The sequence below is a fragment of the Apilactobacillus pseudapinorum genome (assembly GCF_040369555.1).
In the GTDB taxonomy this organism is placed as follows: Bacteria; Bacillota; Bacilli; order Lactobacillales; family Lactobacillaceae; genus Apilactobacillus.
In genome coordinates, this window is sequence record NZ_BAABVU010000012.1 from 237148 (window position 1) to 264080 (window position 26933).

At 34.0% G+C, this 26933-nt stretch carries 24 protein-coding genes and 1 pseudogene; 10 read left to right on the top strand and 15 right to left on the bottom strand.

The window, feature by feature from the left end; translation table 11 throughout:
- Positions 1-31: 31 nt before the first annotated feature.
- A complete protein-coding gene (locus ABWU86_RS02605) occupies positions 32-745 on the bottom strand; it encodes an MFS transporter (RefSeq protein WP_353321255.1) in 714 nt (237 codons plus the stop codon).
- On the bottom strand, positions 678-1268 hold the full coding sequence (locus tag ABWU86_RS02610) for an MFS transporter (RefSeq protein WP_353321257.1): 591 nt from the start codon (positions 1266-1268) through the stop codon (positions 678-680). The genes ABWU86_RS02605 and ABWU86_RS02610 overlap by 68 nt, the downstream gene beginning before the upstream one ends.
- 122 nt (positions 1269-1390) lie before the next feature.
- Between ABWU86_RS02610 and ABWU86_RS02615 the strand changes: the two genes are divergently transcribed.
- Entirely contained in the window at positions 1391-1546 is a 156-nt protein-coding gene (locus ABWU86_RS02615; RefSeq protein WP_353321259.1) for a hypothetical protein, read from the top strand.
- A 102-nt stretch (positions 1547-1648) separates the two neighbouring features.
- Here the strand turns inward: ABWU86_RS02615 and ABWU86_RS02620 are convergent, their stop codons facing one another.
- The 5 genes from ABWU86_RS02620 to ABWU86_RS02640 form a co-directional block, all read right to left on the bottom strand.
- On the bottom strand, positions 1649-1993 hold the full coding sequence (locus ABWU86_RS02620) for an iron-sulfur cluster biosynthesis family protein (RefSeq protein ID WP_053950477.1): 345 nt from the start codon (positions 1991-1993) through the stop codon (positions 1649-1651).
- 102 nt (positions 1994-2095) lie between these two features.
- The gene (locus ABWU86_RS02625) at positions 2096-3541 is read right to left on the bottom strand and encodes a PH domain-containing protein (protein WP_293794047.1); all 1446 of its coding nucleotides are present in this window, start codon (positions 3539-3541) and stop codon (positions 2096-2098) included.
- Positions 3531-3998: a PH domain-containing protein gene (locus ABWU86_RS02630; RefSeq protein ID WP_293794045.1), complete on the bottom strand. Its 468-nt coding sequence runs from the start codon at positions 3996-3998 to the stop codon at positions 3531-3533. The genes ABWU86_RS02625 and ABWU86_RS02630 overlap by 11 nt, the downstream gene beginning before the upstream one ends.
- 9 nt (positions 3999-4007) lie before the next feature.
- Complete coding sequence (locus ABWU86_RS02635) at positions 4008-4490, bottom strand: MGMT family protein (RefSeq protein WP_293794044.1); 483 nt, start codon at positions 4488-4490, stop codon at positions 4008-4010.
- Positions 4491-4606: 116 nt separating this feature from the next.
- A complete protein-coding gene (locus ABWU86_RS02640; RefSeq protein WP_293794043.1) occupies positions 4607-5071 on the bottom strand; it encodes a C40 family peptidase in 465 nt (154 codons plus the stop codon).
- 201 nt (positions 5072-5272) lie between these two features.
- On the opposite strand from ABWU86_RS02640, the gene ABWU86_RS02645 reads away from it, so the two are divergent.
- On the top strand, positions 5273-6577 hold the full coding sequence (locus ABWU86_RS02645; RefSeq protein ID WP_353321263.1) for a DUF3290 family protein: 1305 nt from the start codon (positions 5273-5275) through the stop codon (positions 6575-6577).
- A gap of 60 nt (positions 6578-6637) precedes the next feature.
- Here the strand turns inward: ABWU86_RS02645 and ABWU86_RS02650 are convergent, their stop codons facing one another.
- The gene (locus tag ABWU86_RS02650; protein ID WP_293794039.1) at positions 6638-7240 is read right to left on the bottom strand and encodes a nitroreductase family protein; all 603 of its coding nucleotides are present in this window, start codon (positions 7238-7240) and stop codon (positions 6638-6640) included.
- Between the two features lie 158 nt (positions 7241-7398).
- Between ABWU86_RS02650 and ABWU86_RS02655 the strand changes: the two genes are divergently transcribed.
- Positions 7399-7722 carry a DMT family transporter gene (locus tag ABWU86_RS02655; protein ID WP_353321266.1) on the top strand — a complete coding sequence of 108 codons (324 nt, stop codon included), beginning with the start codon at positions 7399-7401 and terminating at the stop codon, positions 7720-7722.
- Positions 7723-7760: 38 nt separating this feature from the next.
- Here the strand turns inward: ABWU86_RS02655 and trhA are convergent, their stop codons facing one another.
- Both trhA and ABWU86_RS07030 read right to left on the bottom strand, forming a co-directional pair.
- Complete coding sequence (trhA, locus tag ABWU86_RS02660; RefSeq protein ID WP_293794034.1) at positions 7761-8450, bottom strand: PAQR family membrane homeostasis protein TrhA; 690 nt, start codon at positions 8448-8450, stop codon at positions 7761-7763.
- A gap of 110 nt (positions 8451-8560) precedes the next feature.
- A complete protein-coding gene (locus tag ABWU86_RS07030; protein ID WP_293794032.1) occupies positions 8561-9049 on the bottom strand; it encodes an aggregation-promoting factor C-terminal-like domain-containing protein in 489 nt (162 codons plus the stop codon).
- Between the two features lie 240 nt (positions 9050-9289).
- Between ABWU86_RS07030 and ABWU86_RS02670 the strand changes: the two genes are divergently transcribed.
- The 7 genes from ABWU86_RS02670 to ABWU86_RS02700 all read left to right on the top strand — a co-directional run bounded on the left by ABWU86_RS02670 (position 9290) and on the right by ABWU86_RS02700 (position 17428).
- Positions 9290-10204: an ABC transporter ATP-binding protein gene (locus ABWU86_RS02670; RefSeq protein ID WP_293794031.1), complete on the top strand. Its 915-nt coding sequence runs from the start codon at positions 9290-9292 to the stop codon at positions 10202-10204.
- Positions 10204-10947: an ABC transporter permease gene (locus ABWU86_RS02675; RefSeq protein ID WP_293794029.1), complete on the top strand. Its 744-nt coding sequence runs from the start codon at positions 10204-10206 to the stop codon at positions 10945-10947. Before ABWU86_RS02670 ends, ABWU86_RS02675 begins: the two co-directional genes overlap by 1 nt.
- Before the next feature lie 122 nt (positions 10948-11069).
- On the top strand, positions 11070-11888 hold the full coding sequence (locus ABWU86_RS02680; RefSeq protein ID WP_353321269.1) for a hypothetical protein: 819 nt from the start codon (positions 11070-11072) through the stop codon (positions 11886-11888).
- Positions 11889-12035: 147 nt separating this feature from the next.
- The gene (locus ABWU86_RS02685; protein ID WP_293794025.1) at positions 12036-12476 is read left to right on the top strand and encodes a MarR family winged helix-turn-helix transcriptional regulator; all 441 of its coding nucleotides are present in this window, start codon (positions 12036-12038) and stop codon (positions 12474-12476) included.
- Between the two features lie 312 nt (positions 12477-12788).
- On the top strand, positions 12789-14159 hold the full coding sequence (locus ABWU86_RS02690) for an amino acid permease (protein ID WP_353321271.1): 1371 nt from the start codon (positions 12789-12791) through the stop codon (positions 14157-14159).
- A 333-nt stretch (positions 14160-14492) separates the two neighbouring features.
- Positions 14493-15815, top strand: a complete 1323-nt coding sequence (locus ABWU86_RS02695) for an amino acid permease (RefSeq protein WP_293794052.1) — start codon at positions 14493-14495, stop codon at positions 15813-15815.
- A 182-nt stretch (positions 15816-15997) separates the two neighbouring features.
- Positions 15998-17428, top strand: coding sequence for an APC family permease (locus ABWU86_RS02700; protein WP_293794021.1), 1431 nt, complete (start codon positions 15998-16000; stop codon positions 17426-17428).
- A 39-nt stretch (positions 17429-17467) separates the two neighbouring features.
- Here ABWU86_RS02700 and ABWU86_RS02705 read toward each other — a convergent pair whose 3' ends face one another.
- From ABWU86_RS02705 to ABWU86_RS02725, 5 genes and pseudogenes are all read right to left on the bottom strand, one after another.
- On the bottom strand, positions 17468-18982 hold the full coding sequence (locus ABWU86_RS02705; protein WP_353321274.1) for a hypothetical protein: 1515 nt from the start codon (positions 18980-18982) through the stop codon (positions 17468-17470).
- Between the two features lie 93 nt (positions 18983-19075).
- Positions 19076-20413: an FAD-dependent oxidoreductase gene (locus ABWU86_RS02710; protein ID WP_293794016.1), complete on the bottom strand. Its 1338-nt coding sequence runs from the start codon at positions 20411-20413 to the stop codon at positions 19076-19078.
- A gap of 212 nt (positions 20414-20625) precedes the next feature.
- Positions 20626-21435, bottom strand: a complete 810-nt coding sequence (locus ABWU86_RS02715; RefSeq protein ID WP_353321276.1) for a CPBP family intramembrane glutamic endopeptidase — start codon at positions 21433-21435, stop codon at positions 20626-20628.
- A gap of 77 nt (positions 21436-21512) precedes the next feature.
- Entirely contained in the window at positions 21513-25160 is a 3648-nt protein-coding gene (locus tag ABWU86_RS02720; protein WP_353321278.1) for a glycoside hydrolase family 70 protein, read from the bottom strand.
- Positions 25161-25257: 97 nt separating this feature from the next.
- Positions 25258-26933, bottom strand: a pseudogene (locus ABWU86_RS02725) (N-acetylmuramoyl-L-alanine amidase family protein); the annotation flags it as partial.

The following is a 26933-nucleotide window of genomic DNA, read 5'->3' on the forward strand; positions in this document are numbered from 1 at the left end:
CTACTTTCGTTTATTTTATATAAATATTGAATTAACCTAATTCTTTCGGTTTCACTCTGATTGATAATAAAATGATAACTACCATAATCATGAACAAACTAATGCTTAAAACCGGGTTCTTTCCAATTAAGGTGTAACCACCAACTAAGAAGATACTACCAATTGGTGTCGCAACCGTTAAACTACTATTTAAAATCCCTAAAATGGTACTTAATGATGCCGAATCAACATTGTCCATTAACATTGCAGATAGTTTTGGATTAATTTTACCTAGCACGTACATGATACTGAATAAAACGATAATAATAACGAAGACACTTAAATTAAACATCAAAATGATAAAGAAAATCCCTAGTAGTCCTGCTGCTAGTAGCAATAATTTTTGAATACTAGTATTTTTCAAGAAATCATGGACAATCACAGAACCTAAAACATTTCCGAACACAAAAATGATATTAATAATTAAGATTGTCAATCCAAAGCCTAGTGGACTAACTTGTGGATGTTCCAATATATATAGATTTAAAATCCCATCAATACTTGCACCCAGTGCATTTAAGATGACCAATGCTCCCAAAATACGAATGATAGGTAATCCGGTAATATTACCCAGTGAAGATAAAGCTTTTTTAAAGCCACGTCCTTTGCCAGATTTTTCACTTGCTTCTCTTTTGGGTTCAACATAAGATAAGTTTTTTTCTTGATAGGAATAAAATACATCCAGAAATGAAAAAGGTCGCCGCATTAATGAAGCTTCCTAGTGTGTAATTCCCGGTTGACGCTATGTACGATAATCCAATCGCTTGACCGATGGGTTGCATAATCAAACCAATACTGTCATAAATACCAATTGTTTGTTGTCTTAATTCCTTAGGTACTTTATTTTGGATGATTGGTAGTTTTAATAGTCCAATCACTACCCCTACAATATCTGAGACTAAATTAATTCCAATCGCAATTCCTAATTCACTTGGATTGTGTGAAAGAAAAACGGTAAATAAAAACAAGAAAAATGCTGATTGAGCGAATGTTAATAAAATCACCCATCTAGCTTTATTGGTTAAATCACCAGCGATTTTACCTAATACTGCAGATAAAACTCCTGGGATTGTTGATGCGATGGACGCAATCGTCACCCATAAAGATGGTTGATTGCTAGACTTCGCCAGGATAAGCAATATCATATTAAAGAGGCTAATTCCTAGCACTTGAAAAAAGGTGCTTCCTAGCAGTCCAAAGACCGCTTTATTTTTTAAAATTTGGATCATAAACAACTCTCCTTACTTAGATATTGACATCTATAAAAATGAGAATACAATGAGCTTATAATTAGATTATAATTAATTTATAAAAATATACAAGGTAATTAAAAATAGAGAGGGTGGATATTATGCATTTCAATAAGGATCAATTTTATAAAGATGTTGCTAGTTGGGAAGATGATTTAAAGAAACGTAAATTTGTTTCTAAGAATACGGTTAAGGGTAATTTAGCCGATTTATTATCATTCACCAAAATATTGTTTCACTCAATTCAAACCCATTAAGCGTTAAACATCAAAATAACGACACAAAAAAAGACGACTGAATCAGTCGTCTTTTTTACCCATAATTGTTTTGTTACTTAAGCTTAGTTTTTATAATTGTTTTTAGTTTCTCTTGTCGACTACTGGTACGTTACCGTCGATCATACCTGAATCACCTTTTAGTACCAATGCATTGTACATTACATCGAACTTCAAGTTTTGTTCTAGGAATGAGCCACTGTAGTCTTTGTAGAATACTGGACCTAAATCTGAGTCCATTTCTGCATTAAAATCTTTGTCGTCTAAATCAGGGTTAACTGCAATGAAATCAAAAGATGTATCAATTGCACATGATCCTGCGTCAGAGAAGTTTCCAACACCATCATCTAAACTCAAGAAGAACTTAGCGTCACCTTGAATCTTGTTTTGAATCTTTTCTTTTGCTGCATCTGTAATAGTTAGTTTCATAAAAATGAACCCCCTTTATTTATATTACAAGATATATGATACTCGTTTAACATCTTGTGTCAATAGTTTGTACACGATTTAATTTAAATTTACGCTATTTTTCTATTGACGATACCAATCATACACCTTTTGTGCGACTTTGACAGGTAAATATTTAGCAGTGACGGTTTTCCCAGTCATCCCACTACGTATAATCACTTCAATATGGGCTAATTGAGTCTTCTTCATCCAAATAGATTGACGAATCCGCATCGCTTGAACTTGATGCCAGCCGATATAATATTGACGTTTATTCAATAATCGACTTGTATTGATCACCATACTATCATCTTTACCATCCCCGGATAAACTAACTTCCGTACTTTTATATTTAAAATGAGCATTTCCTACAATCAACAATAAAATTAAGACAGCAATCAAAGCTAAAATGATTTTGACTTCATTATCGGAGAAGCACATCGAGATTATTGGAACAAGCACTAACCATGATAGATTACGGCTAAATATCCACCATGCTCTAATTGTTGGTTTAAATGATTCTACATATTGTAATGGCACCCATCCAAAGTATTCTTTAAATCGTTTTGAAAAATCCTTTGCAAACAGGTTCGGTAAAGCAATTGCTAATTCTTTACCACTATCATCTTTCGAAGATTCATCAGTCGCAAGCACGATTCTAACGGTGCTGATGTGAATCCACTTTTGCAATAAGTTTTGTTCTACCAACACGCTTTGAATTCGGTTGGTGGAAACACGGATTTTACTGCGTGATAGTAATCCCATTTCAATTTCTAAATATTTATCTTTTTTGGACAATGTAAAATCAAAATATTTAATCACGTTATATACAACTACTAACGTTTGCGCTAATAAAACCCCCATGATTACACTAGCGATAATCACTGCTACACTCATATGACTAAGTTTGTTTGCAGCATCGTCAACGGCTGATGAAAAGAAATCGCCACTGAATCTTGATAGTAAAAATACAAAAAAGTAGAGCAGCTTAAGATTAGTAAAACTAAAAAGAACAATGTCTTTTATTCCGGCAGTGTAACTGTTATCTGAACTGGTGGTTTCTTCAGCTTCTTGCTGTTTTTCTTCAACTACTGATTCATCACTAGTTGGATGAACGAATTCACGATGCTTTTGTTCTAGGTACTCACCAACTTGAACGTTAACTGCTGTTAGTTCGTTACCATCTTCAGAACTTTTTCCTGCGGTTTCTATCTTAATTGATTCGATATTGAAAGGTTTTAAAAGAAATAATTGATTATGTTGAATTGATTGAATTCTTGAAAATGGAATGTGAATCGTTTTCTTAAAAAAGATTCCTTTTTTAATCACGATTTGATCATCTAAGATGGAATAACGAAAGTAAAAATATGATAAAGCGTCGCTCACAAATAACAATGTTAATATGATAGATATCATCATGACTGAGTTAATATGTATCCAGCTAGCAATCAAAAAACTAACTGGAACCATGTAGATGAGACCACGGATATAGTAGACAAATGCAAATGGACTTAAAAGTTTATTGTGCATTGCGCGCCTCCATTGCTAATTCCATTACTCGTTGCTTAATGCGTTTTGATTCTTCCTTAGTCACCGCATCAATTGAATGAGATGATCCGGAAGTATCAATGCTAATTTCATGTAAATCTTTAATCATCAATAGTGGGCCCTGTTCAATATCAACGTTTTGGACTCTTGCGATTGGAATAGTTGATTGACATCTAAAAATAAAACCACGACTAATTTCAATATGATCTTCATAAATCGCATAAGAATGAAATGCATAACGATAAGGAATTAATGCCATTTCAATCGTGGTGTACATCACAAAAATTATTCCTAGTACTAGTGGAACATATTGTACATATGGCCAATCAAGAAATCTAACCGCCACAAAGGCGCCGGCAAAAACGATAATTTCGACTGCTAATGTAATTAATGCAGCATATAGCCACACTATCTTAACTGATTCTGGTAATTTTTTCATGATATCCACCTATTCTTGTTCAATACTTAATAGTAATTGATTAAAATCTGCCAACTTACGGTAACTATTCGCGTAGTCGACTCCTAAAATTCGATGAGATGGAATAATCATGATTAATGGGTTATTCAGGATGGCTTCCTTGACGTCGCCCTCATCGAATGGGTGTTGCTGACAAAATTGTTTAAATGTAATTGTGTGTCCATACTCGATTTCTTGAATTGCCTGATAAATGGCACTGAAGTCTGGATTGATCATATCAGTTTGAATTTGAAATGACTTTCTGTCGCCTTCCAAAAATGCTTTTATTTCATCTTTATACGGTCCCGTTACTTGTTTATTAAAACAAAATTCAGCATCCAATTCTGGATAAAAATTGTAAATATTAGATATTCCAGCATTGGGATTATTAATGAACGTAATCCCATTACGGGTACAAGTAAAATAAAGCTTTATCTTATTATATTCAACTTGATTCCAATATAATTTATTCATTTCAATCCATCCCTATATGTATTTTAAAAGTTAATTACTTATGTAACTAACTATACTTATTTGTGGCCTAAAAATCAACACAAAAAAAGACATAACCAAATGTTATGTCCTTTTAATTAGATTGCACGAGTGTATCCAACGACGTGCCACCATGGAGCGTGAATGCTTTCTTTTACCACTCCTCTGTTTTGCGCGTCAATCATTTCACCGTTACCGATGTACATCCCTACGTGGTAAATACTCTTAGTAGAAGCACCGATGAAAACTAGATCACCTTTTTTTAATTGTTTTTTACTGATTTTTTTAGTGGTGTTGTATTGAGCTTGCGCGGTTCTAGCAAGATTTTTGTTAGCACCGTGTTTGAATATGTATCTGACGAAGCCAGAGCAATCAAAACTACTTGGACCAGTTGATCCATATACATAACGAGTACCTAATTTTGAATTCGCAACATTATAAATACTAACGTATTTTGAACTATTGGCACTGGCAGTAGTTTCATTTGCAGGAAAAAGCATGACAAATGCCATTGCTACAGTCATTGTCAGTGATATTAATATTTTAATAGTTGTTTTATTCATAGTCATTTCCTCGTCTTCTAAAATCTTTAAACTTTCTTAATGATTGACTTCATTATAGTGACAAAATGCTACATATCAGCAACAACAGTGTTTCAATATTGTGAAAAAATGTTACCGGAGCATTACAAGCCATGGTTTAAAAATAAAAAAGGTCCTATAATAATGAATATACTAATAATAAAAAAGGATATAGGTGATGACATGGATTTATATTCATACAACTATCTAACCCATCCCAACAGCTTAGTTACATACTTATTATTAGCACTCGCTGTTGTGGTTGGATTATTGATTATCTTTAATGGATTCAAATATATGCGCGATCGGACCAACTTAAAGTATCGTGACTTATTTATTACAATGACTTTGGTTGCGGTTTTAGCAATTTCAATTGGGTTTAGTAACATTTTGCAACAAAGAAATTCTTCTTCGCAAAACTCACAAACTACTGAAATGGTCAAAGCCATCAGTCGTAGCAAACATATTTCTACATCTAAAATTTACGTTAGCTCACCACAATTAACTAACGGAATGACGGTTAAAGTCAGTAGCAAATTTTACCAAGCTACATTTAACGCTAGTTTTAACAGTTACCAACTTCAACCAATTCAACTAATCCCTACTAAGATTAGTTACCACGATGAACCATCGCTTACAATTGGTGGTCTAAATTCTGAATACATGGAAATTCTATTTAAGTTCTTAATTGGGTTTGTCATGTTAGTAATCCAAATCAACCTTTCTGGTAAAGGTAACTTGGCTCCTTCTAACGCCGTTGACCAAGTCCAAAACTATGTATTAGGGGGAATTATCGGGGGTATGATTTACAACGAACAAATCGGTACCCTACAATTCTTCATCGTTCTATTAATTTGGTCATTGGTTATCTTCACTAGTCGCATTCTTAGTCGTCAGTTCCCATTATTCAGACGGATTTTCGCTGGTGAACCACAAAACATTATTACAAACGGAATTGTAAACGTTGATACCGCATTAAAAAACGGAATGTCAGCTGCTGACTTATCCTTCAAGTTAAGAACTAAAGGTGTTAGCAACTTCCAAGATGTTAAATCAGCCGTGCTAGAACAAAATGGTCAATTAACCATTACAACGTTCGGCGATGAAACATTAAGCTACCCAATTATTACTGATGGAACTGTTAACAATGATGTCTTGGATAGAATGGGACATGATACTGAATGGATCGAAAACTTAGCTAAAGACACTCATAAGGAAATTTCACAAATTTACTTAGGTCAATATGTAGATGACCATTTGGTAATCATTTCTTACCCTACGCATGCCAAACGTCCTTGGTACTACGAATTACGTCAACGTGTGGAAGACTTCTCAAACAGTCACAATTTCACTCCTGAAAGTATTCGTAATGCTAAAGCAATGCAAAGCTTAAAAGATCTATCAAAGAAACGCCATATGGGTAAACAGAGTAATAATGATACTCCTACCAACAATAACCCCCGTGGTACTAAAGGTACAAAACAGTAATGAAAAAGACTAGGTTCGATTGAACCTAGTCTTTTTTGGTTTTTATTTATTGGGTTTTAATTATTTAAAAATCTTGAAACGATCTTCGTCGTCCATGTAGTCCTTAGCTTGTGCTGGGGCTTCGATTGAACCGAATACCATTTGACCACGTAGTCTCCAACTTGCTGGAATATCGAATTCCTTAGCAACGTCTTCGTCGATTAGTGGGTTGTAATGTTGTAGGTTAGCACCTAGACCGTTTTCAGCTAAACCAGTCCATACAGCGTATTGAGCATTACCTTGAGCTTGTTCTGACCAGTCGTAGAAGTTGTCAGCGTATGCTGGGAAGTTCTTTTCTAGACCGTGAACAACGTCCATGTCAGTGAAGAATAGGATAGTTGCGTAACCGTTCTTGAAACCGGATACCTTGTCAGTAGTTGCCTTAACAGCTTCTTCATCCTTTAGATGTGGCTTTAGGTTATCTAATACGATGTCCCAAATCTTGTCTTGGTAGTCGTTAAATAGGATAACGGCACGAGTTGATTGACTGTTAAAAGCTGATGGAGCTTGCTTGATAGTTTCCTTAATGAAGTTTGATAGTTCTTCTTTGCTTTGTTCAACGTTACGACCTAAAGCGTAGATAGTACGACGTTGTTTTTGTAAATCTAATAATTCTGTTTTCATGAGTTAAATCTCCTTTATTGTTTAATTGATTATTTTAATTATAACACTTACTTTTTGTAAGTAAACCTTTTTTATTATTTTTTTGATAAACAAACAAATTCGTAAGTGATATTATTTACTTATAAGGATAATATTATTTGAAGGCGAGGTAAATTAATATGTTTTATTATTTATTCTTGTTAATGGCAATCATTGGGGAGCTAATCGGAACGAATCTATTGAAGATGTCGATGGGTTTTTCGAAATTACTACCCACAATCGGATCATTAATCTCATTCACATTATGTTTTTACTTTTTATCTATCGCAATGATTAAAATTCCGCTTAATATCGCATACGCCAATTGGAGTGCTCTAGGTATTCTCGCTACCACCGCAATCGCATCATTAGTATATAAAGAACAAATTAATATCATGAGTGCTTTAGGCATCATCTTAATTGTTGCCGGAGTAGTGATTTTAAATCTATTCAGTGCAAAATAAAAACGCTAAGTTAGTATATCACTAACCTAGCGTTATTTTTATACATAGAAGTAAATTGAGAAGTACATTAGGATGGTTCCAATCATTACAAAGACGTGCCAGATAACGTGGCCAAATGGAATCTTAGGGATACTGTAAATTAATGCCCCTAGTGTAAATGCGATTCCCCCAAATAATAATAAGAAGAATCCTTGAACACCTAGATAATGGTATAAATCAACAATTCCTAGTAAACACATCCATCCCATCACCACATAAATAATAGTAGAAAGCGTCTTTAATTTACCCATCCAAAGTGACTTGTAGATAATCCCTAACACGGTCATTACCCAAATCACTGATAGAATTAACCAACCTAGCCAACCACCTATTGCGATTAAGCAATATGGGGTGTATGTTCCAGCAATTAATAGGTAGATGGCGGAGTGATCAAAAATTTGAAATAACTTTTCCACCTTAGTGAAATATAAACTATGAAACATGGTTGACGCCATGTAAAATACAAATAATGTTACAGCGTAAATAATAAAACTAGTGATACGCATTGCTCCACCAACATTAAAACCATGAATGATTAATGCGATTGAACCAATAATTGCGAGTAATGCACCAATTCCATGGGTAACTGCACTAAAGATTTCATTTAATAAGTAGTATGTCTTGTCTTTTATCCAGTTAAACTTTTGCTTAACTGATTCAGTTGTCTTTTTTGTAAAATCGTTGTTCATATAATAAATACCTCGTTATTGATTTATTTCATTATATAACCACGTCATCTAGTTTTCAATACTAGATTGTAATTTGTACAAAAAAAGAACCTATTACTAGGTTCTTTTTATTAATACCAGCTGTGGGCTAACCAAAACGCTTTGGCTGCGACCCATGAGCCATAACGACTCTTAACATACTTGTCAGCTAGTCTTTCTTGGTTCTTGTGTGAGAAGTTACCATGGTAGTAACTAATTGCTAATTGGTATTTACCGTAACAAGTACCATTACTTGCTGTGTACGATCCACCAGATTCATGGTTTGCAATAAATGCTTTGGCTGCTGAGTTAGCAGCAGAAAGACGTTTATGTAATTTTGATGAAGAATGTTTTTTAATCTTAGTAGAACTAAGAATCTTCTTGCCATGTTTCTTAACTTTATTCACATTAGTAGTTTGTGTATTTGCTGTTTCTTGAATGTTGTTTTGCGTTGTTGAAGTAACGTTTTGTTGACTTGCAACTACATCTGCGTTTGCCTTAATATGTGGTAATAAAAACAATGTCGCAATCAATAATGAAACCAATACAGTAAAGGTAATCATTTTATTATTCGAATGCATATAATGTTTTCCCTCCTTAAGTTACTTCATCAATGTAACCCAGCTTTTTTACTGTAAGGTTAGAGTATTGTTACAGGAATATTACATTTTATTTCAGAATTGAAATAAAACCTGACATAATGTTGAATACAAAGGTTTTAAAGTTTTCTTAATTTTCGATCAATACTATTGACTTTCAAGCAAAAAATACATATAGTTAGCTACATGAGTAATTAACCATTGCTATAAAGGAGATGCACTATGAAAACACTTGAAGTTAAAAGTTTAGACAAGTTTTTTGGAAGAAAACAAGCTTTATACGATGTGTCTTTTGACATCGAACCAGGAACTATCCTAGGACTAATTGGTCCTAACGGTGCTGGTAAATCAACTATCATGAAGAGCATAGTTGGCCTAACCAACTATTCTTCTGGATCAATTAAAATTAATGGAGAATTATTAACTACAAACAAACGTAAAAGTTTAGCCAATGTAGGATCAATGATTGAATCACCAGCTCCATACCTAAACCTAACTGGTAGACAAAATTTGAAATTATTCAATGATGGATCTACTACTGAAGAAGAAATTCAACAAATAATGGAAGAAACTCAAATCATTGAATTCGCTGATAAAAAAGCCAAGAAATATTCATTAGGTATGAAACAACGTCTAGGAATTGCTATTTCACTACTAAATCATCCTAAGCTACTTATCTTGGATGAACCTATGAACGGTCTAGACCCTCAATCAACTCATGACTTACGTGATTTATTAGTTAAACTTGCTAAACGCGGTATTAGCATACTAATTTCTAGTCATTTACTAGATGAATTATCCAGAATTGCCGACTACTATGTTGTAATTAACCATGGTAAAGTTATTAAAAAAGCTGATTCTAATTCATTCCTATCAGAAGGTCCTAAGACTATCAAATTCGAAGTTACAAACATTGAAGATGGTAAAGCCGCTTTAGAAGCTGCTGGTTTTGAAGTAACTGTTTATGACAAAAACATAGAAATTCCTGACAACGAAGATTCTACCGCGATGAATGCCGGTCTTTCAGCACTAAATCAAGCTGGCATTGAAATCATTAACGTTGCAAGAAATCAAGTCGATTTAGAAGAATCATTATTAAAACTTCTAACAGACGACAATACTAAGGAGGCCAAATAATGTTAACTTTAATCAGACAAGAATTGTATAAACAAATTCATGGTAAATTTTACATGGGTTGGGGAATTATTGTCCTTGCTATCTCACTATTAAGCGGTTATTTCTATCACAATAGTGCTGCCACTAGCGCAATAAATTCCAGTGCTAGAATGTTTGGTAACGGATTATCTATGACATTAGTAGCAATGATCGTATTTGCAAGTTCTTTACTTACAAGTGATTTCTCAAATAATACTATTAAGTATCTATTTGCTAGACAATTCTCTCGTGGTCAAATTCTAATTTCTAAATTAATTATGGCCGTGTTAATGTTCCTTTACCTAGTTGTAATTGCATTTATCTCAACTGGAATTGGTAACATCTTATTTAATGAAAATCGTAAACTACAATGGAATGATATGTTCTCTTATCTTGGTGGAATGGCATTCTACCTTTTCCTAATGGTATCTATCGTATTGCTTATTAGTAATATTTTCAAAAGCAATGCCGTTGCTATTGCTTTTGGTTTAGTATTTTACTTTGTCGCTAATATTATGAATGTCTTCCTGGGTATTTTAATGGATAAATTAGAATTGGTTAAATATAATCCGTTAAACTTCCTAAATATTATGAGACAATTCTCAATTCCTGAATATAAACAAATTACCCAACTTTCATTAACTCAAATGGAAATCGGTACAATTATTTGGGGAGTCATCTTTTTATTAATTACCTATCTAGTATACAACCACAGAAATGTCTAAAATTTCTACGCCCCTTAAAGACGATCTATTTTTGGATAGGTCGTTTTTTTATTGGAAACAGAGACTAAAAGTGATAAACTCATCATATGATAATTAACGTATAAGATTTGGAGGCCAATATATTGGTTGATTTATTAAAACAAGAAATGAACAAAAAGAACCGTATCATTTTTGTTGGCATGGTTGCTTTCTTATTCATTGTTACTATTTTAATGGCTATCATTGGTAAGAATACAAAGACCCTTGATGCTTGGAAATTAATGAATTCTCTAGGTGGTATCACCACTGTGATAACACTACTTGCTACTATTATTACTACCACCAGATTTGCAGGGGTGGACAGCAACAAACAAATTCGTGAAAATATGGCAAAACATAGTAAAGTTACCATTTTCTTTTCTAAAGTGATTACTATCTTAGCTAGTTACTTCATTCTACTTGCTGTTGCAGTAATTACTATCATTTTCATGAAGTACTTAATCTTTCCAGAAAACGTTTTAGCTGGTAAGGTCGCACTTGAATTACAATGGGCTACACTAGGAAACATTGCTTATTTCTTCATCTTTGAATCATTTGTGATGATGGTAATCGGTTTTTGTAAGACTTGGTACAGTTCAATTGCTTTTGGTGTATCACTTACCTTTATTACCGAAGGAATTGCTGGATTATTCATGATTTTCATTTACGTTCATCGTGAACTAATTTACAATCCTTTCAACTTTTTCTTTGTTGAAATGCAAATCCAAGATGGTATGAAACATATGATGACTCGTTTAACACTTAATAAAATAATTGCTGGATCTATCATCTACGCTATCGTTTTCTTCGTGATTGCATTTATTATCTTTGTTTACTTTAGAAAATTCCCAACTGATGATGAATTAATCGCGAAACGTAATAACAAAAAAGCTAAAAAACAAAAAGTTACTAAATTAGCATAAAAGCAGCATTAAATAAGCACTGCGGAGTGATTCCCAGTGCTTATTTTGTTGAATAATTTCAAAATAGTGATATTCTTTAATATTGTATACAATATAATCACTTGCTAAACAAACCACCGAACAACAAATGAAAGGAGCATGTGTATTATGCCCAAAGAAATTACATTAAACGATCAAATTTGTTTTCAAATTTCACGCGCACATCAACTATTTAACAAATTTTATCAAGAACCTTTAGACGAATTTAACTTAACTTACGTTCAATACATTACTCTATTATCATTATGGGAAAAAGATGGTGTTACCGTTAACTTCTTAAGCCAAAAACTAGGATTATCTAATGGGACTCTTACTCCATTATTGAAACGACTAGAAAAAGCTGGTTGGATTACCAGAAATCGTGATAAAGCTGATGAACGTCGTGTCCTAATTCACTTAACTGAATTAGGAAATGAAAAAAAAGAACCTATCTTGCAAGCTGTTCAAGGTTGTCTAAACCGTTTAAACTACTCTGACGATGAATTTGCTGCTGCAATGGATACCATCATTGACTTACAAGAAAGACTTGAAAAGACTAATGACAAATAATTGTCATTTTTCAGTTGACACTTGTCTACTCTAGATATACAATAATATTTGTTATTTAGAGACAAGTTAATTTGTAGTCGTCTTCCAGGGAGAATTCACAATAGCTGAAAGTGAGTTTATGACGATCTAATTAATACCACTCTTTATATTCTTTTAATCGATATTTATTAATGACTATTATGAGGGCATTATTATTTTATTTTGGTAATGCTAAATTCAGGGTGGAACCACGTTATAGACGTCCCTAACACTTAGTTGTGTTAGGGACGTTTTTTGTTTCTCCTGCTCAAATATACTTAAGAAGGTGGAAATATGTCAGATAATAATGAAGAAAAATTAGAAAGAAAACTTAGCGCCCGTCATATGAAAATGATTGCGCTAGGTGGAACCATTGGAGTCGGTTTATTCATGGGAGCCAAATCAACCATTGGTTGGACTGGTCCTTCCGTATTACTGGATTACGCTATTGCTGGATTATTCCTATACTTAATCATGCGTGCATTAGGAGAAATGCTATACGTTCATCCCGTTACTGGATCATTCTCCCAATTCGCTTCAGAATACTTACATCCCGTTTTTGGATACCTAACTGCGTGGAGCAACGTCTTCCAATACATCGTAGTTGGAATTTCTGAAGTAATCGCAATTGGTACTTACATGCAATTCTGGTGGCCTCACTTACCAAGTTGGTTACCTGGTATTATTGCAATTATTTTTCTATGTATTGCTAACTTAGTATCAGTTAGTGCTTTCGGTGAACTAGAATACTGGTTCGCTTTAGTTAAGGTGGTAACTATCATCGCCATGATTATCGTTGGTCTAGTAATCATCGTCTTTGGTTTTAATGGGATTGCGCCAACTGGAATTTCTAACATTTGGAGCCATGGCTTCTTCGCGAACGGTTTTAAAGGATTCTTCTTCGCATTAGCAATCGTTATCGCTTCATACCAAGGAATCGAATTAATCGGGGTAACTGCTGGTGAAGCTGAAAACCCTAAAGAAACTTTAGTTAAAGCGATTCAAGATACCATTGGTCGTATCTTAATCTTCTACATCGGTGCGATTTTCGTTATTTTAAGTATCTACCCATGGGATAAAATCAACCAAATTGGTTCTCCATTCGTAGAAACTTTCTCACAAGTCGGAATCACTGCAGCTGCTGCAATCATTAACTTTGTGGTTGTTACTGCTGCCCTATCTGGATCTAATTCCGGAATTTACAGTGCAAGTCGTATGGAATTCCTACTTTCAGAAGAAGGACAACTTCCTAAGATTTTCAGAAAGTTAAACCGTCACGGTGTTCCCTACGTATCAGTAATTAGTATTTCATTGGGAATTTTATTAGGACTATTACTAAACGTCTTACTACCTATCTTCTTCCCTTCAGCAAATCAAATTTTCGTATACGTATACAGTTCATCCGTTCTTCCCGGAATGGTACCTTGGATAATTATCTTGATATCTCAAATTCGTTTCAGAAAACAACGCGCTGATGAATTAGTCAATCATCCATTTAAGATGCCACTATCTCCTATCAGCAACTATGTAACATTAGTATTTTTAGCAATCACTTTGATCTTTATGTTTATTAACCCAGCTACTAGAATTCCTTTAATTATCGGGATTGTATTCCTATTAATTATGACAATTCTATATTTCGTAAAATTTAATTTCAAAGACTAATTGCGTCATAAAATGATAGATGAATAAAATTCACCTATTGTGTAATTACTTGACATCGAAGTGAATGTATAATAACATTTCTAAAATAATAAACATTAGAATTACATTTATATATCTTACTGGGGAACCCTCAAAAGCTTGTCAGCAAGATTTTTGTCGGTGTTAAGGTAGCAATTATTTAAAAATATCAAATTTGTTATACATTTTTAAAAAATCCCTAGTACAATAGACAGTGTAGTACTAGGTTTTTTATTACTCTTTTACAGGATGGTGAAAAAATTGGCAGAAGAAAAGCAAGAAAAGAAACTAGAACGTAAATTAAGTTCTAGACAAATGCAAATGATTGCATTGGGTGGAACTATTGGTGTTGGTCTATTTATGGGTGCGAAGTCAACCATTGAATGGACCGGACCTTCAGTTCTACTTGCATACGCAATTGCAGGTGTCTTCCTATACTTAATCATGAGAGCATTAGGTGAAATGTTATATGATAATCCAATTAGTGGATCTTTCTCTCATTTTGCCGCTGAATACATGCATCCGGTTTTCGGGTATTTAACTGCTTGGTCAAATATCTTCCAATGGGTGGTTGTCGGAATTTCTGAAATGATTGCAATTGGTACTTACATGCAATTCTGGTGGCCTTCTATCCCATCATGGGTGCCTGGAATCATCGCGGTAGTATTCTTATGTATCGCAAACTTAATCTCAGTTAGCGCATTCGGTGAACTAGAATACTGGTTTGCATTAATTAAAGTAGTGACAATTATTGCCATGATTATTGTTGGTGCTGTGATTATCGTTTTAGGTTTCAACGGCATTGGTCCTACTGGGATTTCTAACTTATGGAGCCATGGTTTCTTCACTGGTGGTGTTAAAGGATTCTTCTTCGCACTATCAATCGTATTCGCTTCATACCAAGGTATCGAATTAATTGGGGTTACTGCTGGAGAAGCTGAAAATCCTAAACATACTTTAGTCAAAGCAATTCAAGACACTATTGGTCGTATCTTAATTTTCTACATCGGTTCAATCTTCGTAATGCTATCAATTTACCCATGGGATAAAATTGCTAACATCGGATCACCTTTTGTAGAAACATTCTCACAAGTTGGTATTACAGCAGCTGCTTCAATTATTAACTTCGTTGTTTTAACTGCTGCACTATCTGGTTCAAACTCCGCAATCTACAGTTCAAGTAGAATGTCATACCTATTAGCACAACAAGGTCAACTACCAGATAGATACAACAAAATTAACCGTCATGGTGTTCCATATATTTCAGTTATTTCAATTGCAACTGGTATTTTAGTAGGGGTAATTTTAAACGTTATCCTACCTCTATTCTACAAGGGTGCTGATCAAGTATTTGTTTACGTTTACAGTTCATCTGTACTTCCAGGAATGGTTCCATGGTTTGTAATTATCATGTCAGAACTTAAATTTAGAAAGCAACACCCTGAAAAGCTAGTTGGTCATCCATTTACAATGCCTTTTGCACCACTTTCCAACTACTTAACATTACTAGTACTATTTGTTACTCTAGTATTCATGTTCTTTAATAATGATACTAGAATTCCATTACTAGTTGGAATTGTCTTCTTAGCAATTATGACAGTTCTATACTTTGTAAGATTTAATAAAAAATCTAAGTAATTAAAAATAAATTAAAAAATAATTAGCCACCTTGACTATTCAGGGTGGCTATTTTCATGTTAAAATATTCGAGTGTGTTTTTTATAGATAAAACGAATAATGGTAAAAAGAACTGTGGGATATCTTTTTATTGACAAAGACAAGTTCTAACTTGTTAATTATGGAAAGAGGTAATTATTATCATGGGGAATTTATTCAAACGAATGAATCGTAAAGAAGACCCTAGCGTTTATGAAGAAAAAGACGCTAAAATGAAAAGAACATTAACTACCAAGGATTTCTTGGCATTAGGTGTTGGAACTATCGTTTCAACCGCTATTTTTACACTTCCTGGAATCGTAGCAGCTAATTATGCTGGTCCAGCTGTTACCATTTCATTTTTACTAGCAGCCATCGTGGCTGGTCTAGTTGCCCTATCATACGCTGAAATGGCTTCAGCAATGCCGTTTGCTGGATCTGCATACTCATGGATCAACGTTATCTTCGGTGAATTTTGGGGTTGGGTTGCCGGATGGGCTCTCCTAGCTGAATACTTTATCGCGGTGTCATTTGTTGCGGCTGGTTTATCAGCTAACTTCCGTGGATTAATTGAACCATTAGGACTAAAACTACCCACTTACTTATCTAATCCTGTTAGCGCAAAAGGTGGATTAGTTGATATCATCACAGTAATTGTTATTTTAATTGTAATGTTTTTAATCACTCGTGGTGACGAACAAACTTCAACTATCGAAAACATCTTAGTAATTCTAAAAGTACTTGCTGTAATTGTCTTCGTGGTTGTTGGTGCTACTTCAATCCACTTTGCTAACTACGTACCATTTATTCCAGCACATACAGTCAATGCTGACGGAACTAGTTTTGGTGGTTTTAGCGGAGTCTACGCCGGTGTATCAGTAATTTTCCTATCATACATCGGGTTTGATTCCATCGCTGCTAACTCTGCCGAAGCAAAAGATCCACAAAAGACCATGCCACGCGGAATTATCGGTTCTCTAGCAATTGCCGTAACCCTATTCGTTGCGGTGTCATTAGTGCTAGTGGGAATGTTCAAATACACTAACTACGATAATAACGCTGAACCAGTTGGTTGGGCATTACGTCAAGCTGGTCACCCATTCATTGCTTCAGGTGTGCAAATTGTTGCTGTTGTGGGTATGTTCACTGCTTTAATTGGAATGATGATGGCTGGTTCCCGTCTAATCTACTCATTTGGTCGTGACGGAATGCTTCCTAAGTTCTTAGGTAAGGTTGATAAAAAACATAACCTACCAGTGAATGCGATTATCACTATGACTGCCATTTCAGTCGTTATCGGTGCTTTCCTAACATTTACATTCCTATCTCAATTAATTTCTGCCGGAACATTAATTGCTTTCATGTTTGTATCTGTTGGTATCTACCCATTACGTAAACGTGAAGGAAAAGATATCAACATGCCAGGATTCAAAGAACCTTTCTACCCTGTCATGCCCGCTTTAGGTTTCGTTGCTTCTCTACTAGTATTTTGGGGATTAGATAGCGAAGCTAAACTATACGCATTAGTATGGTTTGTCATCGGAATGGTAATCTACTTCGTTTACGGTATGAATCATCACAAACGTAATCAATAATTAATGCAAACTAAAAGAGGACTCAATTGAGTCCTCTTTTTATTTACGTTCGTATAAAGCAACTAGACCTTGACGATGACTACTGTAGTTATACCAATTCTTAGCAACAAGCTTATAATGTTTCTTTAAGAAATTACGATCTTGTTTTGGTAATAGTTCATCAGAATAGTACTTAGTAACAATAAATTTGTATTTTAATGAATGTAAGTACTTACGTTGGTATTGTGCCATTGGAGCATATTGTAAGTTGTTTCGGATGAAGAAACGATCCTTACTGTAAGTACCAGTGTATGTGAATATTCCTAAGTCTAATGCGTGATAATTCAAAATTGATTTATCTTTAGAAGCATTAATTTTCTTAGTAAATGAAACTTCATACATTTGATGTGGTTTAGCAACAAACATACTACTACGGTAGTTATGGTTGGTAGCAAAGATGCCCAATAATGCCCAACCGGATAGCGTCCAAATTAAATACTTCTTATCAGAAATATAGCGATCAATCAATAACCCTAATACAAATAAGTAAAAGATGATGAATGGTTCGCAAGCAAACAAGTAATATGAGAAACTAGCGCCACCAGCTTCGTATGTTAGAACGATATCTAAGAATACGATTAAAGCTAGTAAAGCTTTATTTCCACCATGAACTTCTACTGATTCCATGTATCTTACAACTGAGTAAATAAATAACCCAATCATAATGTAATATACGGTTCTAATTAGAATTAAATGGTGATGGAAACCAAAGGTTGGATACATAACCTTAAAAAGCGTGTATGAGAGCGTTGCGTCTTGAACATGGTAATGAGTCAAGTTCAAGTAGAAGTACGCGTAAAACATCGCTTTTAGAGCTCCTGTGGCCAAGTATAATACAAGAATTGGAATTGTAACTACTAAGAAACCAATTAAAGCATCCAAAATGATGATAAATAATTGCTTGAAACGTTTAGTAATTAAACATGCGATGCCGACAAAGACAAAGAATATGACCCATGGAATAATTAGTGAATACTTAATCCAGAATAAAATGGCCACAAAAGCACCGTTTACTATGTAGTAACGACGTGGCATATCAAACCAATTGTATTTGATACATGAATAAATCAAAATAAAGACAAATGTCATAGCGTATTCTTCTGGTAAATCACCATAGAAGAAGATACGACTACTGAATGCTAGTGGAATGAATAAAAAGCTACATAGCATTGCAGTACGACGACTTAGTTTAAATGATAGAATTCGATTAATGTATGCGATGTCTAAGAATAACAACAGTGATTCAATGATATAAATAAACGTAAATGAACGATATGAGAAAACGGCATTCACAGAATGAATTAAATAAATAAGTGGACCACGATTATCAAATAGATCCTTATATGGCATTAATCCATGTAAAAGCCCTTTTCCGACTGTATACATTGTATTTGCGTCTAATGAACGGTTAAATTCATAAAAAGGTGACGCGGTTGTTAAAAAGAACATACAAACAAAACTAATCACCAACATAAAAATGTTTTGTGGTGTTAGTCTTTGCTTTATTTTTTGCATTTTCTCACCTCAAGAAATAATAATAATCTTTTAATCTACATTAGGCAATAAAAAAATTCCCTAACAATTTGTTAGGGAATTTTAATTATTTTACTACTTTTCTTCTTGAGCTTGAGCAGCTTGACCTAAGATGTTTAAGTAGTGGAATGGACGGTCAAAGTTTGGTTGGAATAACATATCAACCATTGCTAAGTCGTCAATTGTGTTTTCGTTTTGGATTAATACTGAAAGTGTGTTTGCTGATTGAGAAATATCGTATTTACTCATTAATGATCCACCTAAGATACGACGAGTTTCTGGGTCGTAAACTAGTTCCATCATTACCTTTTCAGTTGTTGGCATGAATTCTGGACGGTAGTTATCTTCAACAACTACTGAGTGCGCCTTCATTCCTTTTCTTTCAGCCATTCCAACAGTCATCCCTGTTGATACAATTGCGTAATCATATAATTGTAAACCAGATGATGATTGAGTTCCCATGTACTTAGTAGTTGGCTTAACGATGTTCTTACCAACTAAGATACCTTGACGAACAGCGTTAGTAGCTAGTGGAATGTATTCGTTAGTACGACTTGGGTTGTAGTGAACCGCAGCACTATCACCAGCAGCGTAAATGTCTGGGTTTGAAGTTTGCATGTATTCGTTAGTGATGATGGCACCGTTGTCAGTCATATCAACTTTACCAGTTAATAATTCACTGTTTGGTTGGAAACCAACACATAGAATTGCCATATCAGCTTTGATGTCATGGTCACTAGTTGATAGAGTTAATTCGTCATCACCTGAGAATTTATCAACACGCACACCTAATTCTAATTTAACGTTGTGGTCAGTGTATAGTTCTTCAATCTTGTCAGTGAACTTCTTGTCAAAGTATTTTGATAGAACGTGGTCATCACTGTTGATTAAAGTAGTTTCGTGACCGTGGTTTGAGAATGCTTCAGCTAATTCGGCACCGATGTATCCACCACCGACAACGGCAATACGTTTGTGGTCCTTAGCTTTTTCAAATAAGATTTGGGCATCGTGCCAGTTCTTACAGAAGAAGACATTTTTGTTGTCGCGACCTTCGATTGGAGGAAGCACTGGACGTGAACCAGTAGTCATAACTAACTTGTCGTATGAGTCTGAGAATACGTCGTGTGAATCTAAATCTTCAACTTCGATTGTCTTGTTATCTGTGTCGATTGACTTAACGCTGTGTAACATTTTAACGTTAGCACCTAAGTCAGCTAATTCTTGAGGATTTGAGTAGAATAATCCTTGAGGATCCTTAACTTTTCCATCTAGGTATAGTGCAATTCCACATGATAGGAATGAAATGTTGTCATTTCTTTCGTATACAGTAACTTCTGCATCTGGGTTTTCTTTTAAAATTTGTTTTACGGCGAATGTGCCGGCATGTGTACATCCAATAACAATAACTTTCATATTGTATACCTTCTTATCCTTATAATTCGTGTTTGTTTTTATTTACAAGTCTTATTATATGCATTGTGAATAGAAACACAATACTTTTATTTCACTTTAAGATAAATTTAATATTTTGACTTTATCATTGGTATCATGGGCTTATTGGGCTTTGTTCACTAAATCACGTAATTGGAATTTCGGGGCTAAAAAAGAGCGCTAATGCGCCCTTTTTAGTAGAACCAATCTTGTTTACCAAGACGACGGTTATATTTAATTAGTGTGATGTATGCTACCAGTAATCCGATAATAAAAATCAAAACACTTGTTAAATCGATGTCGTTATATCCAGCGACATTAAAGTAAATTGAATGCATTGAGAAAACTAATGCGGTGTAATCCATGATTGCATGGGCGGCAATTGGCACCCAAATGTTTTTAGTAACGTAATACATTGCTGCTAAAATAAAACCAATTCCCATCGCATAGATAATTTGGTTAGTTGTATCCCAGAAGGGTTGAGCACCGTAATTCAATGCGTGTAGACCTCCGAAGAAAACACTAGACCAAATAACACTCTTCATTACAGTGTGCTTTTTGAAAGCCTTTAACATAGCGCCGAAAATAATTCCACGCATAGCTGTTTCTTCAAACATCCCGATAAACAAAGATTCTAATAGGGCCATAAAGAATGTTAGGAATATATTTAAGCCATTCATATGATGCAAAATTCCATCCCAAACAATGTCATCACTGGAAATGGTAACGTTTGTTAGAGCAATTAATAGTATCAACCAACCGACAGTAAATAAGCTTTTCCAGCCGTGTTTAGATTGAAAAATTTTAATATCCCAACTACGTTTTGCAATGGTCACCATGAAGATAACCCCTAATAAACGCATTACTCCTGGATCCATTTGGCCTAATAACTTGTGATTAGCGTAAATATTGAAATTAAATGCACCAAATTCAGCAATCGTTAAGAATATAAACATGATTAAAATTGTAAGAAATGATATCCCCCACATTCTCTTTAAAGACATATTCTCACCTCGTTTTAATTTATTAGGTTCATTATAACAAAAAAGAGCTACCGTGAATGGTAACTCTTTTTTAGTAATTAAACTTCTTTCAAAATGCCATTAAAGTCTGCGGAGTATGTTTTGCCATTAGTATTAATAATGACATTTTTCTGCAAGATTCCATCGTTAGAGAAGAACTGTTGCTTGCCGTTAATGGTTTGCAATCCATAAACTAGGTGCCCAGATGCATTGGCGTAATACCAATTTCCTTTGTACTGGAAGTAATCTCCTGCAACCGCATCACCACTCAACGGGTCTAAATAGACTTTTCCATTTTGATAATCCATGAACTTATCCTTAATTTGATAACCATTTCGATCAAAGTATTGCAGGTTTTTATCATGAATGAAGAACCCCGTCTGTAACTTTCCACCTTGGTTAACATAAATTGTTTTCTTCACTTTATCCAAGGTAATGTATCCTTTAGCAACTGCAATTGCTCCATTATTTTGGTAATAGTTTAAGGTGTTGTCGCTATTCTTAACGATAACATCACGCATGTTAATTCCATTAGACAAAAAGTAATATTTATAACCATTGATGGTAGTAGGTTTATTGACGAAATTACCTTTCGCATCAACATAATACCAATTACCACTGTTATCTTTTAAAAACGTACTCTTAGCAACTTGACCACTAGTAGTAATAAATTTGTATTTACCATTTTGTTTAACTAATCCATAACTAGCGTTCTTGCCAATTAACACATTTGGTAAATTACTGTTCTTCGTACCGACTTTAAAATATCCTGAACTATCGGTATTACCTAAGACAAATGCAACACCCTTTTCTTGAATATTGCTCCCATTTAAATATTTTGCAGACCATACTTTTATCTTCTTGGAAGCATCGATCGTCTGACCTGTTGAAATTTGTTTTTGGGTAAATAATTTAGGATATTTTTGTTTTAAATAACCCAAGAAAGCCCCACCATACTTAAATTGGTAATCATCCCCAGAACCCTTTGAGTTAGCTTGGTACAAAGTATTGATCAAGTTAGTATCCGGATTTAAATCACCATTAGTATTAACTCTAACCGCACTGACAACTTCGGTATTAGGAAGTGAATATAATTGGTCTGGAACAATATCAGCTAGGACTTTAATACCCTTTTGATGCATTGCTTTAATCGCATTTAGTAAATCAGTAATTGTTCCATATTTAGTAGGTTTCTTATATCCTAAGTCGTAACGATCGTTGAAAGCATATCCGTTTTGTACCACTGAATCTAAGAACGAACTATCATCGACAGAACGGTATTGAGGAGCTAATTCCACATACGTAAAACCAAGTTGCTTAAATAAATTAGCTTGCTTACTAATAACAACGTTAGTGTATTGATCATTGGTTTTGGCAAAATCTTGGAAATTAGAAAATGCTTCAAAGATAACATTAGAGTCCATTGCTGGATTAGAATGTAAAACTTGTCCATCATCACTGGATTTCTTAGATGGTTGTTCACGAATATCTTGATTATCTTGACCACTTAGCGGTACCCAAACTGAAAGATATCCGGATACTTGCGGATTAGCATAACCCTTAATTTCGCTGGCATCTAAAGTTAAATTTCCGTTTGAATCGGTGTATAAAATCTTAGATGATTTATTGTAAACATCATAAGTAGCAATCCCATTATCAGAAGTAGCTAGCAGTTGACGATAAGCTTGGTTTTTGTGGGCTGCTCCCATTTGAATTACTACTTTATCGGTTGAGCTTAATTTTAGATTAGGATTATTACTTTCTACTACCGCAATTCCGGAATTACGGGTTAAGTTATTTCCCTTACTATTCTTAGTTAGTGCTTTAGAACCATATCGAACTGAGGTTAAAACAGTGTCTTGATTATCATTAACAGAAACTGCATTCATCGCTTGGCCACCAGATACATATTTAATACGACCCTTCAGTAATGTGGCAATTGCTTGATAGTATGGTGATTTAGTTGCCATGAATTGACCGTCATCTGTGTACATATCTCCGTAATAAACCCTTGGTACTGTATCTTTATTAGTTAACAATAAGGCATAGGCACTTGGAATATTGTATTGAGTATATTGTTTATCAGTCTTTTGTTGATCTGCATTGTAAATCTTAAATGCTTTGTTAATTTCTGATTGAGTAATGTTATAACCATCTGATTTAGGATTAATGATCTTTTTAATAATTTTCGCTAATACATCTTGAACCCCTGTATCATGAGCTCTTACGATTGTATAGTTAGGCAAGTTATAGTTGTTGTAAACGTCACTGGTTCGATTTACCAATCCAGCAATCTTAATTTTCGCTAAGTTCGCTCTATTATTTGGTTGTGCCATTAATGCTGATTCCAATGCAGATAAATAATCTGTATCGATGGTCATTTGATTAGTACCTGTATCTGCTTGATAATATGCATCATTATCCGACCAATCTTCTAAAATTTGTAAGTGAGCATTGGCATTCTTATCACTCTGGTTAACCTTGTATGCAGCCTTAAAGTAGTCAGCAATGATATTAATTACATCGGCATCCATATTATCGACAGCATCTACTCTAACACCATCAAAATTAGCGGATGCATCTTTTTTTGCTATTGATCCAATGTTCATCATATAGTGGAGCCAATTAAGTGTTTCTGCTTGGACTACCGGATTGGAATTATCAACATCACTACCTAATAAAAATTCATAACCGTTATATTCTTGCTTGTTGTACTTTATCTTTCCATTTTGCTGAGTGGGAGTTCTATTTAAAAGACGATATTTAGAATTTGATTGTGGTGTTTCTTTATTGTTAACGTACTTCAAAGAGCCACCTTGGAATCCATCATTAATGTCATAATTTTCACTATTCTTATTCCAACGTGATTCTGATTTTATAAAGTTGCTAAATAATTTACTAATTGCGTAGGTATTGCCACCATTATTGGCAATTTGTTTTTCGATATTAAAACGCACTGTGGCAACAGCTTGGTTTAACTCATTGCTATTACTGTTAGCATCAAATGTTCCATTAATAAAACCGTGTTGAGACATGAAATTTAAGTAGTCAAGTTCAACATTCCGGTTCGGCCACCACACACTTAATAAAGGACGAAAATCTTTGCTAGTAGATTTACGCCAAGTGCCATTAGCTAATTGAATTTTTTTAGGACGGTACCAAGTATCTGCTAGTAGATATCCTTTAAAATTATTGAAGTTTTTCTTGCTAGTTGAATATGCGGAAATATTGGAATTCGAAGAAATCTGACCACTAGTTAAATTGGGAGTGGATGATGTTAAAGATCCGTCGGAACCAAAATAATAGTTAACGTTATTATCGCTGATGATAGTAGATGTCGCATATTTTCCATTGTCATAATAATAGTAGATTTTACTATTATTAACTTTTAAATGAGATTGAAAATCAGCACTAGCATTACTGCTGATTTGAGAATGTAAAAACAGTTTGGAGTCATTGCTGTTAACAGTTGTAGCCGGTTGGATTTCAAATAACTTATCAGTCTTTGTTTTGGCATAATCTAAGTTGGTCGTCGCATCACTAGTAGATACAGTGGTGGTATCCGGGCTGGTCTGATCAGCAAGGGTGGTAACACCGGATGCTAAAGTAATCCCCGCCATAATTGCAGACGTGGTGATTGCTGCGACAATCCAGTGTTTACCGGATTTATACATTTTATATCTAGATTTTCTTTCATTCCCAATCATGAAATTCATCCCCATAATCTATTTTTCCATTTTTATAACTTTAATTATACATAAAAAAAGAGCCCCCGTTAGTGGAAAGCTCTAATTTAAGATACTTCTAGTGATGTTTCACAAACGATTTAATTGTTTTGTTTAAAGAATTAATCTTAGCACGCATTGCTCTAGCTTCTTTTTCTTTCTTTACATAAATAGAGTTTAGCTTTTTAGAATGTTTCTTTCCCATTTTACTAATTTCCGATTCAATCTTAGATAGATTTTTCGTATCTTTTGATAGTGTTTTTTTATCAGAAATATAATTACTATAGGCTTTAATTTCTTTCTTCAAACTATTATTTCGTTTATTCGTTTTATTTAGCTTCTTTAAAATTTCTTCATACTTCTTTTTATTTTCTTTAGTATGTTTATTATTCAAAAGCTTTTTCAATTTATCCAATTGTTTTCTTAACTTAGCCAAAATTTTATCATTCTTCTTAAGAAAACTCTGTAAACTATCTAATTTTTTAGTTGCTTCTTTGGTTGTTAAGTTTTTATTAGTAGAATTATTAACAGGAGCCTTGTTGTCATCATCATTTTTTATTTTAGGAGTTGATGTTGGTGTTGAAATATTATTTCCGCTAACAACTCCGCTACCTACAGATGAAGTTTGTGTTGAATTGGAATTATTATTGGTTGTTTTGTCTCCATTTGATGTTGTGTTTGGACTAGAATTTTGATCATCGCTAGATGATTTGTTTCCATCTATATTTGAATTATCATCAAGTTTTGTCAATTTGCCTGATGAATCAGCATAATAATTAACACCACTAACATTCAATTTAGAAGATACCGTCATCTTTCCTGTATCATCAAAATAGTAATTATCATTACCAATTTTGATTAATCCAGTTTCAACATGACTATTTTCATCTAGATAATAAGAAGCAGTTCCATCAGACAATAGTTGGTTAGGAGCTTTTATGTTTCCATTAGCACTAATATCAACTGAGATATCATTAATTCGTGTACTTGATGTTAATAAGTTACCTGAATTTACATCGTAATAAGATAACGTACCATCATTGTTTCTTTCGAAAACACCTTTTGCCTCAATACCATCGTTGTCAAAAAACATTCTTTCACTATTATTTATGATATGACTACCGAAAATTTCATTACCATCTAAATCAAAATATCTGAATTTATTTTGACCAGGATAAACTTGAATAAATTGATTTTTAGCTTGTTTCCCGTTTATGTCAAAATATTGGATATTTCCATTTATATGTTGGTATCCCGTTAGTAATTTACCATCTGACCCTGCATAATAAAAACCATTGTCATAGTTAATGTAATCAGACTTCACCAAATTACCTAACTTGGAATCAAAATACATATTATGGCCATCAACATTTTCAATTATCCCTTTTTGTTGAACACCATCTTCGTTGAAATATTGTTCTTGTCCATCAATGGTTTGTAGTCCTGTAACTAGTTGTCCATCAGATCCTGCATAATACGAATTCCCATCGTATAGTACATAATCTGATTTCACTAAATTACCTAACTTAGCATCAAAATACATATTATGTCCGTCAATATTTTCAATTATCCCTTTTTGTTGAACACCATCTTCGTTGAAATATTGTTCTTGTCCATCAATGGTTTGTAGTCCTGTAACTAGTTGTCCATCAGATCCTGCATAATACGAATTCCCATCGTATAGTACATAATCTGATTTCACTAAATTACCTAACTTAGCATCAAAATACATATTATGTCCGTCAATATTTTCAA

Bases quoted from the DNA above. Each gene is read 5' to 3' on its own strand.
- ABWU86_RS02700 (WP_293794021.1), top strand. From the start codon at position 15,998: ATGGGGAATTTATTCAAACGAATGAATCGTAAAGAAGACCCTAGCGTT.
- ABWU86_RS02670 (WP_293794031.1), top strand. From the start codon at position 9,290: ATGAAAACACTTGAAGTTAAAAGTTTAGACAAGTTTTTTGGAAGAAAA.
- ABWU86_RS02615 (WP_353321259.1), top strand. From the start codon at position 1,391: ATGCATTTCAATAAGGATCAATTTTATAAAGATGTTGCTAGTTGGGAA.
- ABWU86_RS02630 (WP_293794045.1), bottom strand. From the start codon at position 3,998: ATGAAAAAATTACCAGAATCAGTTAAGATAGTGTGGCTATATGCTGCA.
- ABWU86_RS02620 (WP_053950477.1), bottom strand. From the start codon at position 1,993: ATGAAACTAACTATTACAGATGCAGCAAAAGAAAAGATTCAAAACAAG.
- ABWU86_RS02705 (WP_353321274.1), bottom strand. From the start codon at position 18,982: ATGCAAAAAATAAAGCAAAGACTAACACCACAAAACATTTTTATGTTG.
- ABWU86_RS02675 (WP_293794029.1), top strand. From the start codon at position 10,204: ATGTTAACTTTAATCAGACAAGAATTGTATAAACAAATTCATGGTAAA.
- ABWU86_RS02715 (WP_353321276.1), bottom strand. From the start codon at position 21,435: ATGTCTTTAAAGAGAATGTGGGGGATATCATTTCTTACAATTTTAATC.
- ABWU86_RS02605 (WP_353321255.1), bottom strand. From the start codon at position 745: ATGCGGCGACCTTTTTCATTTCTGGATGTATTTTATTCCTATCAAGAA.
- ABWU86_RS02610 (WP_353321257.1), bottom strand. From the start codon at position 1,268: ATGATCCAAATTTTAAAAAATAAAGCGGTCTTTGGACTGCTAGGAAGC.
- ABWU86_RS07030 (WP_293794032.1), bottom strand. From the start codon at position 9,049: ATGCATTCGAATAATAAAATGATTACCTTTACTGTATTGGTTTCATTA.
- ABWU86_RS02640 (WP_293794043.1), bottom strand. From the start codon at position 5,071: ATGAATAAAACAACTATTAAAATATTAATATCACTGACAATGACTGTA.
- ABWU86_RS02645 (WP_353321263.1), top strand. From the start codon at position 5,273: ATGGATTTATATTCATACAACTATCTAACCCATCCCAACAGCTTAGTT.
- ABWU86_RS02695 (WP_293794052.1), top strand. From the start codon at position 14,493: ATGCAAATGATTGCATTGGGTGGAACTATTGGTGTTGGTCTATTTATG.
- ABWU86_RS02690 (WP_353321271.1), top strand. From the start codon at position 12,789: ATGTCAGATAATAATGAAGAAAAATTAGAAAGAAAACTTAGCGCCCGT.
- ABWU86_RS02710 (WP_293794016.1), bottom strand. From the start codon at position 20,413: ATGAAAGTTATTGTTATTGGATGTACACATGCCGGCACATTCGCCGTA.
- trhA (WP_293794034.1), bottom strand. From the start codon at position 8,450: ATGAACAACGATTTTACAAAAAAGACAACTGAATCAGTTAAGCAAAAG.
- ABWU86_RS02655 (WP_353321266.1), top strand. From the start codon at position 7,399: ATGTTTTATTATTTATTCTTGTTAATGGCAATCATTGGGGAGCTAATC.
- ABWU86_RS02635 (WP_293794044.1), bottom strand. From the start codon at position 4,490: ATGAATAAATTATATTGGAATCAAGTTGAATATAATAAGATAAAGCTT.
- ABWU86_RS02650 (WP_293794039.1), bottom strand. From the start codon at position 7,240: ATGAAAACAGAATTATTAGATTTACAAAAACAACGTCGTACTATCTAC.
- ABWU86_RS02720 (WP_353321278.1), bottom strand. From the start codon at position 25,160: ATGATTGGGAATGAAAGAAAATCTAGATATAAAATGTATAAATCCGGT.
- ABWU86_RS02625 (WP_293794047.1), bottom strand. From the start codon at position 3,541: ATGCACAATAAACTTTTAAGTCCATTTGCATTTGTCTACTATATCCGT.
- ABWU86_RS02685 (WP_293794025.1), top strand. From the start codon at position 12,036: ATGCCCAAAGAAATTACATTAAACGATCAAATTTGTTTTCAAATTTCA.